This is a genomic window from Acidovorax temperans (assembly GCF_006716905.1).
Classification (GTDB): domain Bacteria; phylum Pseudomonadota; class Gammaproteobacteria; order Burkholderiales; family Burkholderiaceae_C; genus Acidovorax; species Acidovorax temperans.
In genome coordinates this window covers 838468-853948 of sequence record NZ_VFPV01000002.1, presented here as the reverse complement: position 1 = coordinate 853948, position 15481 = coordinate 838468, and the positions used below count along the sequence as shown (strand labels likewise).

The window sequence follows — 15481 nt, the reverse complement described above, 5'->3', positions numbered from 1 at the left end:
AGGGTTTTTTTCGATGTCTGGGGATCGCGCGCCGCTATACTCGGGCTCCATTGCAAAGGCGGATTCTAGTAGGGCCGCCGTTTCGGCACTGGATTCACCGGCCGATATTTGCCTTGTATCCATCTCAGTGCCTCCACGTGCCACCGAGCCATCCGCTCCCGGCTCAGACGTTGACACACCAATTCTGGGGATAGAACTTGATTCACGGCTTGACCACCGCCAGCCTGGCTTTGCTTGATCGCCTGTCCCAAACCGCCCAAAAACACCCCAAGCGCATCACCGCTGCAGTGGCCGCTGTGCTGCTGACAGGTGGCGGCGGGGCGTTTGCTGTGGCTTCGCTTGGCCCCGATGCGTCGGACCTGCCCACCAAACTGGTGAGCTATCCGGTTGAATCTCTGGCAGAAAACCTTTCCCTCGAGGCACTGGAAGCACCAGGCTTCTCGCTGTACCGGTCTGAGCAGACTCGCAGCAGTGACACTGCTGAATCGCTGCTGCAACGCATGGGCGTTGCCGATCCAGCCGCGGCGGCATTCTTGCGCTCTGACAACACGGTGCGCCAAAACTTGCTGGGCCGTGCGGGCCGCCTGGTTTCCGCAGAAACCACGGACGACCACAGCCTGGTACGCCTGACGGCACGCTGGGCCCCCGACGACAGCGGCACTTTCCGCCGACTGGTGGTTGAACGCAAGGGCGAAGGCTTCGCCTCCCGCATCGAAACTGCCCCCCTCACCAAAGGCACCCGCCTGGCTGGTGGCGTGATTCGCAGTTCATTGTTTGCAGCCACAGACGCCGCCAACATTCCCGATGCCGTTGCCGTGCAAGTGGCGGAAATCTTCTCCGGCAACATCGATTTCCACCGCTCCCTGCGCAAGGACGACCGCTTCGCCGTAGTTTACGAAACACTGGAAGCCGATGGCGAGCCGCTGCGCACCGGCCGCGTGTTGAGCACCGAGTTCCGCAACAACGGCAAGACCTATGAAGCCGTGTGGTTCCAGGAACCCGAGGCATCCAAAGGCGCCTATTACACCCTGGAGGGTGAAAGCATGCGCCGCGCGTACCTCGCCTCTCCCGTCGAATTCTCTCGAGTGACCAGCGGCTTCAAGATGCGGATGCACCCGATCCTGAAAACCTGGCGCGCACACCTGGGCACCGACTATGCAGCCCCTACAGGCACCCCGGTGCGCACGGTGGGTGATGGCGTGGTGGAGTTTGCAGGGGTACAGAACGGTTTTGGCAACGTGGTCTTCGTCAAGCACCGCAACCAGCACGTGACTGTGTATGCCCACCTGAGCCGCATTGATGTCAAGAATGGTCAGTCGGTAGAACAAGGCCAAACCGTGGGTGCCGTGGGCGCCACGGGCTGGGCGACCGGACCGCACCTGCATTTTGAGTTCCGCATCAACGGTCAGCACCAGGACCCACAAACCATCGCCCAGCAAAGCGAGGCAGCAGCACCGGTCTCTGCTGCGGCGCGGCCCGCCTTCCAGCGCTTGGCCGCCGCCATGCGCACCCAACTGTCGTCAGCAGACCTGATCCAGCAGGCCAGCGCTCAGTAAAAGTATTCCCCCCGCCTGCGCACGGCCAGCGGGGGAATGAGCCAGACGCCACAACCATGGGTGATCTCTACATCGGACTGATGTCTGGCACCTCGCTGGATGGGGTGGATGCTGTTCTGGTGGACTTTGCCGGAGAACGCCTCCAGGTACTGGGGCACCGATCTGCCCCTTTTTCGGACGAGCTCAAAAGCGAGCTGCTGGCCCTGAACACGTCTGGAGCCGACGAGTTGCACAGAGCTGCACTCGCGGGCAACGCTGTCTCTCGCATCTATGCATCCCTGGTCCAGCAACTGCTGAGTGACCTGCAACTCAACGCTAGTCGAATCAGTGCCCTTGGCGCCCATGGACAAACCGTTCGCCATCGCCCCCAGGAGTTCGACGGCACGGGCTACACACTGCAGTTGCAAAACCCAGCCTTGTTGGCGGAGCTCACCGGCATTCGTGTAGTGGCCGACTTCCGCAGCCGCGACGTCGCGGCCGGGGGCCAGGGCGCACCTTTGGTTCCTGCATTCCACCACGGTGTTTTCCGCAAGCCCAACCAGACCGTGCTGGTGCTGAACATTGGCGGCATTTCCAACATCAGTGTGCTACCAGCGCAAGGACCGGTGATCGGCTTTGATTGCGGCCCCGGCAATGCGCTCATGGACTACTGGTGCCAACAGCACACTGGCGCACCCTACGATGCTCAAGGCCGCTGGGCGGCCCAGGGCACTGTGCACCCGGCCCTGCTGGAAACCTTTTTGAAAGAGCCGTTCTTTCAGAAAGCGCCACCGAAAAGCACCGGAAGGGACTTGTTCAATGTGGCGTGGCTCAACAGCAAGTTGCAGCACTTTGCGGAACTGCGCCCCGCCGATATACAAGCCACTTTGACCGAGCTGACTGCCCAGGCTTGCGCGAACACAGTCAAACAATACGGTGGAGGCGCAACTTTGATGGCAGTGTGCGGTGGCGGCGCGCTCAACAACCACCTGATGCACCGCCTGAAGGACTTGCTGGCCCCTTTACCCGTGGAGCCAACGGATGTGCTGGGCCTGCCTGTGATGCAGGTGGAAGCCTGCGCTTTTGCGTGGCTGGCCCGTCAAACCGTCCTTGGGCAAGCAGGGAACCTTCCAAACGTCACGGGCGCACAAGGCGCCCGTGTTTTAGGGGCCATCTACCCCGCTTGATGCCCTTTTGCAGGGCTTGGCCTGGTCAGGCAGAGAAGCTGGAACCGCAACCACAGGTGGTGGTAGCGTTCGGGTTCTTGATCACAAACTGTGCGCCTTGCAGGTCTTCCTTGTAGTCGATCTCAGCGCCCACCAGATATTGGTAGCTCATCGCGTCGATCAACAACGACACCCCGTTCTTGGTCATGGTGGTGTCGTCGTCATTGGTGATTTCATCGAAGGTGAAACCGTACTGGAAGCCAGAGCACCCGCCGCCCTGCACGAACACGCGCAGCTTCAAATCCGGGTTACCTTCCTCGGCAATCAGATCCGCAACCTTGGCCGCAGCGCTGTCGGTGAACAGAATCGGCGCGGGCATTTCGGTGGGGACGTTTTCAGCAACTGTACTCATGGGGACTCCGGATTCAGAATTTGCATGCGATGGTACTGCAACACCCCCATGCGCTCAGCTCACTGGTTGTTTGACGCTAGTTTGAGTGGGGGCTTTTCTTCAATCAACACGGCTGCAGGTTGCAACTGACCCGCAATCGTTGCCCCTTGGTGCATCTCCAGCGCCCTGTAGTTCACATTGCCTGTGATGCGCGCCTTGGGCTGCAGTTCCAGCAGCTCCGCGGCGTGCACTGGCCCCACCACCGACCCATTCACGATCACATGGTCAGCATGCACAGCGCCCTCCACTCGGGCCGTTTCGGAAATCACCAAGATGCTGGGTTGCTCGGTCGAAGCACGGATATCACCTACCACATCCCCGTCGATCCGGATTCCTTCTTCAAACAAAACATTGCCTTCGATGCGGGTGCCATGGGCAATCAAGCTTTTGATGGGCGGCTGCTTCTTGCGAGAAAACATTGGAACTCCTCCTCAGACGCCTTTGCGGCGCTCCACTACGAAATCATTGAGACACCGCACCACCACGCCAGACAGCAAACCCCAGCACCAGTGCATTGCGCACACGTCCGCGAGCTCCCTCGGCGGACTCAATCCAGATCTACCGCCTGGATTGCCCGAATGGCCTGGCCTTCATAGACACGGGCGGTCACGGTTTTTACCACGACATTCAGAGGCAAAGCGAATACGCCTCCCAAGCGGCGGTACTGGCGAAACTGGAGCGCCTGCCCTTCAGGCGGGAAGGCCTGCGTCCAAGGCTTGCCGTTGAGAACACCCGCAAGCACCAATTCGAGGCGCCCTTTGAATTCCGGCGCATTGCGTGCAGCAGCAGCCTGAATGACCAGCACCTGCCACTTCAGCTGCGCACCACCCACCAACTCCGCTTTCAGGCCACGTATGGTGACGCCATCCGATTTGGCCGCAGGAATGAGTTTTTCAAAAAAGCCCAGATCGTCTCGCAGAGCGCGATTCTCCGCTTCCAGCTGCTTCACCTGGGCAGTCAGGCGCTCCAGTGTTGCACGATCAGCAGTCAAGAGACTCTCCGCCGTTTGCGACAGCAACTGGGTTTGCTGTGACTGCTCCCGCAATCGATCAATCTCGGCGCGCAGTTGCATCACCTCCTGCCGCGAAGTGGGCTCAAGGCCTGCAATCGACTTACCAAACTCAAAAGCCCACAAAGCGGTGGCTGCGCTCAGGCCCAAGGCAAGCGCCAATACCAGCCAGCGCAGGGGCCACGGCATCGCACTGCGAATGGCCACCCTGGGTGCGCTAATGGTCAACCGCCGACGAAGCAAACGAAAACGCATGTACGAACCATCCCCCCTGAAGAAGCACGCACCATAAACGAAAAAACCGCCCGAAGGCGGTTTTTGCAGAGGCCGGGGGAAAACCCGGTCTTCTGAAGACTGCGAAGATTAACGCTTCGAGAACTGCTTTGCACGACGTGCAGAGTGCAGACCGACCTTCTTACGCTCCACTTCACGTGCATCACGTGTCACGAAGCCGGCTTGGCTCAGTGCAGACTTGAGTGTTGCATCGTAGTCGATCAGAGCGCGGGTGATGCCGTGACGGGTTGCACCGGCTTGACCGGATTCACCACCGCCGTGGACATTGACCTGGATGTCGAAAGTTTCGACATGGTTGGTCAGCACCAGGGGCTGCTTGGCAATCATGATCGATGTTTCGCGGCCGAAGTAGGACTGGATGTCCTTGCCGTTCACAGTGATCTTGCCGGAGCCTTTTTTCAGAAACACGCGGGCGACGCTGGACTTGCGACGGCCGGTGCCATTGTTCCATTCACCAATCATTCTCAAGGCTCCTTAGATTTCCAGCACTTTGGGCTGCTGGGCGGCGTGGGGATGCTCAGCACCACCGTACACCTTGAGTTTCTTGATCATTGCATAGCCCAGGGGACCCTTAGGCAGCATGCCCTTGACAGCCTTTTCCAGAGCACGACCAGGGTGCTTGGCTTGCATGTCGCGGAAGTTGGTGGCCGTGATACCGCCGGGATAGCCCGAGTGACGGTAGTACACCTTGTCCAGGGACTTGGTGCCGGTAACCTTGAGTTGGGCTGCGTTGATAACGACGATGAAGTCACCGGTATCGACGTGAGGCGTGTAAATGGCCTTGTGTTTGCCGCGCAAACGGAGAGCAACTTCGCTGGCTACTCGTCCGAGGACCTTATTGGTCGCGTCAATCACAAACCACTCGTGCACAACCTCAGCGGGCTTTGCGCTGAAAGTAGTAGTCATGAGTTTCTCTTTTCAAGAGGGGGTTTGTAAGGGCCCTTTTCCACGGTCGGTGCTTCTCTGAAGGAAGCCTCTTAGGTGGGACTGATGTGTTCGCCGCGGGGCCGCTCAATCGCTGCGAAGCCTGTGATTATACGAAGTTTCACAAAAACGGGACAACCGCTCGTCCCGAAGCCCGTCCGCCGAGGCGCCAAACCACTCAGTTGCCCATCTGCCGGGCACGCTGCTCCTCAGCCTCGTAGCGCTTTCGGTTCTCGACACAGATGGCCTGCCCGACCTGCGACGGCTTTTGGCATTCCTGATGAATGCACATGGGTTTGGCCAAGAAGCCAGCATTCGCGCAAACCTCTTGGGGCGTCGGGATTTTGGCGGGTGCTGGCCGGGGTTTCGGCTCAGGCGGTGGCGGGGGAGGCGGAGGAGGCGCTTCCACAGCCACCACCGGCGCGGGGGCAGGCTCTGGAGCCACCTTTCTTGCAGCGGCGCTGTTGCGCACCACGGGCTTGGGCGCCGTAGCCGGCTGGGACGCAGAAGCTGCAACCAGCGGAGGATCCACGAGACTGGGCTCCGCCACAGCCACCTCACTGGCGACCGAGGCGCTGGCCACCGGGGCAGACGCTTCCACCAGCGTCAAAGCGGCTGGTGGCTCAGCCACTTCGGTGATGATGTCATCCGCCACCGGAGCCTTGCGTGCATACAGCCCCCAGCCAGCACTCGCCACCGCCATGAGAGCAACCGCAGCCACAGCCCCCCAGCGCAAACTCTTGTGGCGACGCGAGACAGCAGCGCGGGCCCGTTGACTCGATTCGTGCGAAGCGCCAGCAGACTTGGATGCCTTTGGAGCATGCCCCCCTATTTCGCGGTGCGCGCCCGATCCTGAACTATGACCTGACGGGCTGGAAGACTCCAACTCCTCCATCATCACCGTATCGCCCGGATCCATGAAGACGGTATCTGCAGTCTCTACAGCCACCGTGTGAGGGCCTGAGTCAGCATCCACCCGCTTGGACTCGCGCAAAGCGGCAGGAGCAGAGACCGCGGCTTGCGCGCCTGCCAGCGATGCCTGGATATCCGCCACGATCTTGGGCGCAGAGGTCACATCCACGGTGGGCGTCAGCAACCCAGGGCCGGGCTGGTCCGCAGGCTCGACCCAGATGTCGCCCAGATCAGCGCGGAAATCGAATCCGTCAATACCTTCAGGTGCAGACACCATTTCCATGGCCTGCAAGAAGGCGTCAATGCTCTGAGGACGATCTTCGGGGCGCAAAGAGAGGGCCTGGGTCACCGCTGCGACAAATGCAGGCGAATACTCAACACCAAACTGCCGCTTCACGGTCTTGGCAATGCGGGGGAACGGCACCATGCGATCTCGAATGGAACGCAAGGTGGCCGGCAAAGGCGTGTCATTGCACAGGCAGCCATGCACGACCGCCGCCAGCGAATACAAATCGCTCCAGGGCCCCTGGCGCAGATCATCATCGGTTTCTGAATACTGCTCGATGGGCGCATAGTTGACCTTGAGCACCGCAGTGTGCTGGCGCCCCTGGTCATTGATGGCGTGGCGTGCGGCCCCCAGGTCCAGCAACACGGGGGGGCCATAGTCTTGCAAGAAGATGTTGTCTGGAGAGATATCGCGGTGCAGCGTCTTGCCGTCGTGCAGCACCCGCAGCGCCCCCAGCACTGACCACAGCACCTTGCGCAGCCAGGCCTCTGGCGGCGGAGTGCGCATCTGCGCACGCGCTTGCTTGAACGTCATGCCGCTGTAGAGCGGCATGACCATGTAAGCCGTGTTGTTCGCCTCCCAGAAACGGAACACCTTCACGAGCGAAGGGTGATCAAACTGGGCCAGCAAGCGCGCTTCGCCCACAAAGGAAGCCAACCCGGCCTGGAAGGTCTGCTGATCGGACGAAGAGCGAACCCCCAGGGATTGCCCGTGCACACGCCCTGCCAGAGCCGTCGGCATGTATTCCTTGATGGCCACCGCGCGGTGCAGGGAATGGTCAAACGCCTTGTAGACCATGCCAAAACCGCCCACACCCAGAAGCCCCAGGATTTCAAACTCAGCCAGCCTGGTGCCGGGCGGCAGCGCATCAACGTGGCTGACGCCGGCGGCAGGGGTTTGACTGGATCGTTCGATCATGGTGGGAAGGGAGCAGGACCGGGTCTGAAAGGGCACTCAATCGGTGCCTGCCAAGCGTCTCGGCTGGGCAACAGACGCGATGATGCGATATCAAAGCCTGTAGAGAAGCTACAAAAAGCACACTGTCTGAGAAAAACATCACAGACCGCCGGAAGGTTGTGATTTTGCCCGGCTCCTGACCCATGCGTATGAGGTTTCTCAGCACTTTCCGTCGTCAAGGTACGCAATCGTTACCATACGGGCATGTTCAGTTATCGCCACGCATTCCACGCAGGCAACCATGCCGATGTGCTCAAGCACACGGTTTTGATTGCCACTTTGCAATATCTCACGGAGAAAGACGCGGCGCTGACCGTTCTGGATACCCACGCCGGCGCGGGCCTCTACCGGCTGGATGGCGACTACGCCAGCACCAGCGCAGAGGCCTCGGATGGCATCCTGCGCCTGGTCGCCCCCGAAGTACCGCCCCTCACCCCGGCTCTGGCAGCGTATGTAGACATGGTGCGGGCCTTCAACCAAGGCAGCAAAACCAAGGTGTACCCCGGTTCGCCCTTCATCAGCCAGCGCCTGCTGCGCGGGCATGACAAGCTCAAGCTGTTTGAACTCCACCCCACGGACATGCGCGCGCTGGCTGGCAACGTGGCCCAGCTGGAAGCCGGCAGGCAAGTGGCCGTGCTGCACGAGGATGGCTTTGAAGGCGTCAAAAAGTTTCTGCCTCCACCAGCCCGCCGCGCTTTGCTGCTGTGCGATCCCAGCTATGAAATCAAGAGCGACTACGGCAAGGTGCTAGACATGGTCACCGATTCGCTCAAGCGCTTTGCCACCGGCACTTATGCGGTGTGGTACCCCATCATCCCCCGCCCAGAGGCCCATGATTTGCCACGACGCTTGAAGACCCTGGCCACCAAGGCGGGCAAGAGCTGGCTGCATGCCACGCTGACGGTGAAATCCAGCAAGGTCACGGAAAACGCGGCCGGAGAAACCAAGCGCCCCGGCTTGCCAGCCAGTGGCATGTTCCTGATCAACCCGCCCTTCACCCTCAAGCCCGCGCTGAAGGAAGCCCTGCCGCAAATGGTGGAATTGCTGGCACAAGACAAGCACGCCACCTACACGCTGGAATCGGGCAGCTAAGAAAATGCCTGCAGCGACTTAGTCTGGTCGCTTGGGCGGGCAGGCATCTTCGCCCGCACCGAGGGGGAACACATCCACCGGCTTGAGCCCCAAGCCGTGCAGCCCCAGGGCAATGGCAGCGCCCCGGCTCAGGTCTACCACCCGGTTGGCGGCATGCGGGCCCCGGTCGTTGATGCGAACGACCACCCCGCGCCCTGTGATCTGGCTGCGCACGCACACCATGGTCCCGAACGGCAAGGTGCGGTGGGCAGCGGTCATGGCATGCATATCAAAGCGCTCGCCACTGGCGGTGCGGCGCTTGTGAAAACCAGGGCCGTACCAGGAAGCCAGCCCGGTTTCGCTGGGCAAGACTTCCGCCTCCTCCTCACCCTCTTCGTCCTCATCGCTGCTCAGCAGATCGATGGCGGAGCGCTGGGGGGAAAGCGGTTTTTCCGCATCAGAGGATGGCGTCGCACCGGGGTCGGGCATGCCCGAATCCTCTTGGGCAAGAACAACGACAGGCCAAGCCAGCACCATAGCGGTACAAGCCAGCAAGGCAGCCCAGAACCTGCGCCCACCTGCAAGCATTGCCGCGCGCTGCCCTGGCACGTTTACAGCTCCAGTCGGCGACAAATCTCCAGCGTGGCCGCGCTCTGGTTCATGGTGTAGAAGTGCAAGGCGGGCACCCCGGCGCTGCGCAACTGGTCGCACAGATCGGTCACCACGTCCAGGCCAAACGCCTTGATGCTGGCGGTATCGTCGCCAAACGCCTGCAGGCGCAGCCGGATCCAGCGCGGAATCTCGGCGCCACAGGCATCCGAAAAACGCATCAGCTGCGTAGAGCTGGAGATGGGCATGATGCCAGGCACGACGGGAATGTCTGCACCCAGCTTGTACGTGTCCTCCACAAAGCGGAAGTACGCATCGCTGTTGTAGAAATACTGGGTAATGGCGGCATCAGCACCCGCACGCACCTTGGCCACATAGGCCTTGAGGTCAGCCTCGGGCGAGCGGGCTTGCGGATGCACCTCGGGGTAGGCGGCGACCTCGATGTGGAAGTCCCGCCCCGTTTCTTCGCGGATGAAGGCCACCAGGTCGCTGGCGTACTGAAACTCGCCGCCCGCGCCATAGCCGCTGGGCAAGTCGCCCCGCAAAGCGACCAGCCGCCGCACACCCATGCCCTTGAGCACAGCCAACTGTTCACGTACCGACTGCCGCGTGGCGCCAATGCACGAAAAATGGGAGGCCGCGCTGACGCCTTCCGAAAGGATCTCTTTCACCGTGGTGAAGGTGCCCTCTTGCGTGGAGCCACCCGCCCCATAGGTCACGGAACAAAACTCTGGATGCAGGGCATACAGCTGCTGGCGCACGGTACGCAGCTTGACCGCGCCCTCTTCGGTTTTTGGCGGAAAGAATTCCAGGCTCACCGGGAAACCGGTGGCTTCGGTCTTGGCAGCGTTCATGCAGCCCTCCTTGCGTCAATAAAGAATTCCCGGTTGCCGTCGCCGCCCTGAATGGGGCTGTCGATCCACGACAACACGTCCAGGCCCACCTCGGCGCAGCAATCGCGGATGCGCTTTTCCACCACGGGGTACAGCGCTTCGTCGCGCACAATGCCGCCCTTGCCGACCTGGCCGGGCTGCAACTCAAACTGCGGCTTGACCAGCATGAGCAGCCGGCCCTGAGGGGCCAACAGCGGCACCAGCGCAGGCAGCACCAGTGTCAGCGAGATGAACGACAAATCGCCCGTGATCACATCGAACACAGGCGTGATGTTCACCTCCTCACGCCCCGGCTTGCGACGGCGCACCACGGGCAAAGAGCCCTCAGCACGCGCCTTGGCCTTGGCTGCGCGCTCGGCCTTGAAGGCTTCCACGTCCTGCTCCTTGGCGTCGTCGCTGTCGTCGTACTCTTCATCCACCAGCCCGCCGTTGCGCATCCAGCTGTAGGGAGCCACGGGCTGGGTTTCGTTGTCCTCTTCGTCCTGCACCTCTTCTTCAGACAAGGCCACTTCGCAGCCTTCCAGGAGGGACTCGGCAGTCATCGCCCGTGCATTCAGGCCTTCCACGCCCACCACGCGCGGGTCATCGCGCAAGCGCTCGTGCAACTGGCCGTGGCCCACGTCCACACCAATGACCTGGGCAGCGCCGTGCTGCAGCAAGCAGTCGGTGAAGCCGCCGGTGCTCTGCCCCACATCAAGGCAGCGCAAGCCTTTGACCACCAGCCCCGTCGCCTTGAGGGCGCCTTCGAGCTTGAGCCCGCCACGCGAGATGTATTTCGCCTCGGCATCGTCGAGCAAGCGCACCTCTGCCATGGGTGGAATGTCATCGCCGTTCTTGACCACCTTGTTCCAGGCAGACAGCGGCGTCAGCCGCCACTCCACCCCCGAGGCGATCAGGCGTTGCGCCTGTGAGCGCGTAGCGGCATGGCCGCCTTCCACCAAAAAAACATCTGCGCGCATGCGTACTCTCTCGTCATCTGACGGAAATTTGAATAAAAACAGGTGCTAGCGCTTACCCAGTAAGTGCTAGCAGCTCCTAAATCAGGAGCATTCAACCTCTATCGCCAGGGCTTAGTAGCGGTAGGTATCTGGCTTGTAAGGGCCTTGCTTGGGCACGCCGATGTAGGCGGCTTGCTCGTCTGTCAGCTCCGACAACATCGCGCCCACCTTCTTCAGGTGCAGGCGTGCGACCTTTTCATCCAGGTGCTTGGGCAGCACGTAGACCTTGCCGTTTTCATAGAAGTCGCTGTGCGTGAACAGCTCGATCTGGGCAATCGTCTGGTTGGCAAAGCTGGAAGACATCACAAAGCTGGGGTGACCCGTGCCGCAGCCCAGGTTCACCAGGCGGCCCTTGGCCAGCAGAATGATGCGCTTGCCGTCAGGGAAGATCACATGGTCCACCTGGGGCTTGATTTCTTCCCACTGGCAGTGCTCTTCGAGCTTGGCGACCTGGATTTCGTTGTCGAAGTGACCGATGTTGCAGACGATGGACTGGTCCTTCATGGCCTTCATGTGCTCGAACGTGATCACGTCGCGGTTGCCGGTGGTGGTCACGAAGATGTCGGCCTTGTCGGCGGCATATTCCATGGTCACTACACGATAGCCTTCCATGGCGGCCTGCAGGGCGTTGATGGGGTCAATCTCGGTCACCCACACCTGGGCGCTCAGGGCGCGCAAGGCCTGGGCCGAGCCCTTGCCCACATCGCCGTAGCCCGCAACCACGGCCACCTTGCCAGCAATCATCACGTCGGTAGCGCGCTTGATGCCATCCACCAGCGATTCGCGGCAGCCGTACAGGTTGTCGAACTTGCTCTTGGTCACCGAGTCGTTCACGTTGATCGCGCGGAACATCAGGCTGCCCTTGGCAGACATTTCCTTCAAGCGTTGCACGCCGGTGGTGGTTTCTTCCGTCACACCGATGATTTGTGCGCTCTTGCGGCTGTACCAAGTGGGGTCCACCGCCAGCTTGGCCTTGATGGCGGCAAACAAAATGCGCTCTTCTTCGCTGCCAGGGTTGGCCAGCACGCTTTGGTCCTTTTCGGCCTGCTTGCCCAGGTGCATCAGCAGCGTGGCGTCACCGCCGTCGTCCAGAATCAGGTTGGGGCCTTCGCCTTCGGTGCCTGCAGGGCCAAAGTCAAAAATGCGGTGGGTGTAATCCCAGTAATCCACCAGTGTCTCGCCCTTTACCGCGAACACGGGAGTGCCCGTGGCGGCAATGGCAGCGGCAGCGTGGTCTTGCGTAGAGAAGATGTTGCAGGAAGCCCAGCGCACCTGCGCGCCCAGGGCCTGCAGGGTTTCGATCAGCACAGCCGTCTGGATGGTCATGTGCAGCGAACCGGTGATGCGCGCGCCCTTCAAGGGCTGCTTGGCCGCGAATTCCTCGCGGATGGCCATCAGGCCGGGCATCTCGGTTTCAGCGATGCGGATTTCCTTGCGGCCCCATTCGGCCAGGCCGATGTCGGCAATGATGCAGTCGGTGTTGACGGGGGCGTTGACGCGTGCGTTCATGGTGTGCTCCAAAGCAGGTTTGAAAAGCCACTTGACGGGGAAGATGCAACTCACCACACGAAAAGTGGATGAGCGTCGTTGCTTGATGACTCCGAGCCTCACGCCCCGCAGATGGCAGGGGGCGCTGCAACGCTCCTCGGAAGTGCGGATTATAAAAGCAGTCACCATGCAGGCGTCTCGCGTGCCACTTCAGCCTCCAAGCCCACTGGGTAAAATCGCCAACCAAAAGCCCCCGCGCCACCGCGCTCCACAGGGGCTGCGCACCCTCTGAACCCGCAGCGCGGCGCCTGTCGCGCCTGCCCACCCATTTGGAACCCCTTGTGTCCTACGCTCCAGAAACCCGGCGCCGCCGCACCTTCGCCATCATTTCCCACCCTGACGCAGGTAAGACCACGCTGACGGAAAAGCTGCTGCTGTTCTCGGGCGCGATCCAGATCGCCGGCGCCGTCAAGGGCCGCAAGGCCAGCCGCCACGCCACGTCGGACTGGATGGAGATTGAAAAGCAGCGCGGCATCTCGGTGGCATCGTCGGTGATGCAGATGGCTTACCGCGACCATGTGGTGAACCTGCTCGACACCCCCGGCCACAAGGACTTCTCGGAAGACACCTACCGCGTGCTCACCGCCGTGGATTCGGCGCTGATGGTGATCGACGCCGCCAACGGCGTGGAAAGCCAGACCCGCCGCCTGATCGAGGTGTGCCGCCAGCGCGACACGCCCATCATCACCTTCGTGAACAAGATGGACCGCGAAGTGCGCGACCCGCTGGACATCATGGACGAAGTGGAACGCGAGCTGGGCATGCCCTGTTGCCCCATCACCTGGCCTGTGGGCCAGGGCAAGAGCTTTGGCGGCATCATCAACCTGCGCACCAAGAGCATGACCGTGTTCCAGCCCGGCAGCGAAAAGCGCCCGCAGGACTTCGAGACCATTCCCCTGTCCGACGCAGACAACCTGCGCGCCCGCTTCGGCCAGGCATTCGACGACGCGCTGGAGAGCATGGAGCTGGCCGTGGGCGCATCCGCAGAGTGGGACCACGACGCCTTCCTGAAAGGCAAGCTCACCCCCGTGTTCTTCGGCTCCGGGGTGAACAACTTCGGAGTGATGGAAGTGCTGGACGCTGTGGTCGATATGTCGCCCCCGCCCGGCCCGCGCGTGGCCTACACCGAGGTCAACCGCAACCGCGAAGAAAAAATCATCCAGCCTGAAGACGAGAGCTTCTCAGGCGTGGTGTTCAAGGTGCAAGCCAACATGGACGCCAACCACCGCGACCGCATCGCCTTTGTGCGCGTGGCCTCGGGCAAATACACCCCTGGCATGCGGATGAAAGTGCAGCGCACCGCCAAAGAACTGCGCCCCACCAGCGTGGTGACCTTCATGAGCCAGCGCCGCGAAGCCGTGGACGAGGCTTATGCAGGCGACATCATCGGCTTCACCACTCACGGCGGCGTGCAACTGGGCGACACCATCACCGATGGCCCCAACCTGCAGTTCACCGGCCTGCCCTTCTTCGCCCCGGAAATGTTCATGACCGTGGTTCTGAAGAACCCGCTGCGCACCAAGCAATTGCAGCAGGGCCTGATGCAACTGGGCGAAGAAGGCGCCATTCAGGTGTTCAAACCCGACGCCGGCGGCAACATGCTGCTGGGTGCCGTGGGCCAGCTGCAGTTTGAAGTGGTGCAGCACCGCCTGAAAACCGAATACGACTGCGATGTGCGCCTGGAAGCCTGCCAATACACCGGCGCACGCTGGATCACTGCAGACACCCCAGCCGAGCTGCGCGAGTTCGAAACCGCCTACCCGCTGCGCATGGCCCATGACGCAGCCGACACGCTGGCATATCTGTGCACATCGCCCTATGACGTGCGACTGGCGCAAGAACGTTTTCCGAAGATTCACTTTCATCCGCTGCGGGAGCATGCGGGGCTGAGTTTGGGTAATGCGGGTTGAGCTTGGGTCGGTAGCCATGCATCCACTCACGAGCGATCTTTTTCATCAACGCCCCTTGTTGGGCGTCATGACCGACATCGACGACACCCTCACCACCGACGGCGCCATCACTTCCGATGCGCTGGAAGCACTGGGCAAGCTCAAGGCAGCTGGGCTGCACGTGGCCGCCATCACTGGCCGGCCCGTGGGCTGGAGCGAGCCCTTTGCGGGCAGCTGGCCGGTGGATGCCATCGTGGCGGAGAACGGTGCGGTGGCGCTGCAGCCACTGCCCGGCCAAAGGCTGGTCAAGCGTTACCAGCAGGACGAAACCACCCGCCAGCGAAACTACGCCCGCATGCAGGAAGTGCTTGCACAGATTGAGCGCGAAGTGCCCGGCGCGCGCCGTGCCACCGACTCGCCGGGGCGCGAGACAGACATCGCCATCGACCACAGCGAGTTCACGCACCTGCCCCAGCAGGGCATTGACGAGGCGGTGCGCATCATGCGGGCGGCGGGCATGAATGCCACGGTGAGCAGCATCCACATCAATGGCTGGTTTGGCGCGCACAACAAGCTCGAAGGCGCGCGGTGGATCGTGCGCGAGTTGTGGGGCCGGGATCTCGATGCAGAAATGAACCGCTGGGTGTATGTAGGCGATTCGACCAACGACCAGTTGATGTTCCAGCACTTCGCGCACAGCGTGGGTGTGGCCAATGTGGCGCGCTTTGTGCCGCAGTTGCAGCACCTGCCGCGCTATGTGACGCAGGGCGAGCGCGGCGCAGGGTTTGCTGAATTGGTGCAGGCCATCCTGGCAAACCGTTAATCAGTGCCCCTCGCAGCAGATGAGGGACATGCATCTCATGCAAAAACAGGCTGCATCTCCCGCCAATCAAGCGCAAGCAGCTATTGATTCAATAGCAAATCAACACTATTGATCCG

General features: G+C 61.4%; 15 protein-coding genes and 1 riboswitch. Of the genes, 5 read left to right on the top strand and 10 right to left on the bottom strand.

Annotated features, from left to right (window positions below; genetic code table 11):
- The first annotated feature begins 197 nt into the window (after positions 1-197).
- Positions 198-1556, top strand: a complete 1359-nt coding sequence (locus tag BDD18_RS12195; protein WP_142083448.1) for a M23 family metallopeptidase — start codon at positions 198-200, stop codon at positions 1554-1556.
- Between the two features lie 56 nt (positions 1557-1612).
- On the top strand, positions 1613-2722 hold the full coding sequence (locus BDD18_RS12190) for an anhydro-N-acetylmuramic acid kinase (protein ID WP_142083446.1): 1110 nt from the start codon (positions 1613-1615) through the stop codon (positions 2720-2722).
- Between the two features lie 25 nt (positions 2723-2747).
- Here BDD18_RS12190 and erpA read toward each other — a convergent pair whose 3' ends face one another.
- From erpA to BDD18_RS12160, 6 genes are all read right to left on the bottom strand, one after another.
- Positions 2748-3113 (bottom strand): iron-sulfur cluster insertion protein ErpA, encoded by a 366-nt coding sequence (gene erpA / locus BDD18_RS12185; RefSeq protein WP_044396980.1) that lies wholly within the window; start codon positions 3111-3113, stop codon positions 2748-2750.
- Between the two features lie 59 nt (positions 3114-3172).
- Entirely contained in the window at positions 3173-3571 is a 399-nt protein-coding gene (locus BDD18_RS12180; RefSeq protein ID WP_044397058.1) for a bactofilin family protein, read from the bottom strand.
- A 128-nt stretch (positions 3572-3699) separates the two neighbouring features.
- A complete protein-coding gene (locus tag BDD18_RS12175) occupies positions 3700-4416 on the bottom strand; it encodes a DUF6776 family protein (RefSeq protein WP_142083445.1) in 717 nt (238 codons plus the stop codon).
- Between the two features lie 108 nt (positions 4417-4524).
- The gene (rpsI, locus tag BDD18_RS12170) at positions 4525-4917 is read right to left on the bottom strand and encodes a 30S ribosomal protein S9 (protein ID WP_044396979.1); all 393 of its coding nucleotides are present in this window, start codon (positions 4915-4917) and stop codon (positions 4525-4527) included.
- 12 nt (positions 4918-4929) lie between these two features.
- Positions 4930-5361 (bottom strand): 50S ribosomal protein L13, encoded by a 432-nt coding sequence (gene rplM / locus BDD18_RS12165; RefSeq protein ID WP_044396978.1) that lies wholly within the window; start codon positions 5359-5361, stop codon positions 4930-4932.
- Between the two features lie 196 nt (positions 5362-5557).
- Positions 5558-7495 (bottom strand): serine/threonine protein kinase, encoded by a 1938-nt coding sequence (locus BDD18_RS12160; RefSeq protein ID WP_142083443.1) that lies wholly within the window; start codon positions 7493-7495, stop codon positions 5558-5560.
- Positions 7496-7738: 243 nt separating this feature from the next.
- Between BDD18_RS12160 and BDD18_RS12155 the strand changes: the two genes are divergently transcribed.
- Positions 7739-8626, top strand: a complete 888-nt coding sequence (locus BDD18_RS12155; protein ID WP_142083440.1) for a 23S rRNA (adenine(2030)-N(6))-methyltransferase RlmJ — start codon at positions 7739-7741, stop codon at positions 8624-8626.
- An 18-nt stretch (positions 8627-8644) separates the two neighbouring features.
- Here BDD18_RS12155 and BDD18_RS12150 read toward each other — a convergent pair whose 3' ends face one another.
- From BDD18_RS12150 to ahcY, 4 genes are all read right to left on the bottom strand, one after another.
- A complete protein-coding gene (locus BDD18_RS12150) occupies positions 8645-9094 on the bottom strand; it encodes a septal ring lytic transglycosylase RlpA family protein (protein ID WP_420837319.1) in 450 nt (149 codons plus the stop codon).
- Between the two features lie 122 nt (positions 9095-9216).
- Entirely contained in the window at positions 9217-10068 is an 852-nt protein-coding gene (gene metF, locus BDD18_RS12145) for a methylenetetrahydrofolate reductase [NAD(P)H] (protein ID WP_142083439.1), read from the bottom strand.
- Positions 10065-11066 carry a TlyA family RNA methyltransferase gene (locus tag BDD18_RS12140; RefSeq protein WP_142083437.1) on the bottom strand — a complete coding sequence of 334 codons (1002 nt, stop codon included), beginning with the start codon at positions 11064-11066 and terminating at the stop codon, positions 10065-10067. The genes metF and BDD18_RS12140 overlap by 4 nt, the downstream gene beginning before the upstream one ends.
- 111 nt (positions 11067-11177) lie before the next feature.
- The gene (gene ahcY, locus BDD18_RS12135; protein WP_142083435.1) at positions 11178-12614 is read right to left on the bottom strand and encodes an adenosylhomocysteinase; all 1437 of its coding nucleotides are present in this window, start codon (positions 12612-12614) and stop codon (positions 11178-11180) included.
- A gap of 63 nt (positions 12615-12677) precedes the next feature.
- Positions 12678-12758: riboswitch (S-adenosyl-L-homocysteine riboswitch) on the bottom strand.
- Between the two features lie 176 nt (positions 12759-12934).
- Between ahcY and BDD18_RS12130 the strand changes: the two genes are divergently transcribed.
- Positions 12935-14563, top strand: a complete 1629-nt coding sequence (locus tag BDD18_RS12130) for a peptide chain release factor 3 (RefSeq protein WP_142083433.1) — start codon at positions 12935-12937, stop codon at positions 14561-14563.
- Positions 14564-14579: 16 nt separating this feature from the next.
- On the top strand, positions 14580-15365 hold the full coding sequence (locus BDD18_RS12125; protein ID WP_142083431.1) for an HAD-IIB family hydrolase: 786 nt from the start codon (positions 14580-14582) through the stop codon (positions 15363-15365).
- The last annotated feature ends 116 nt before the right edge of the window (positions 15366-15481 follow it).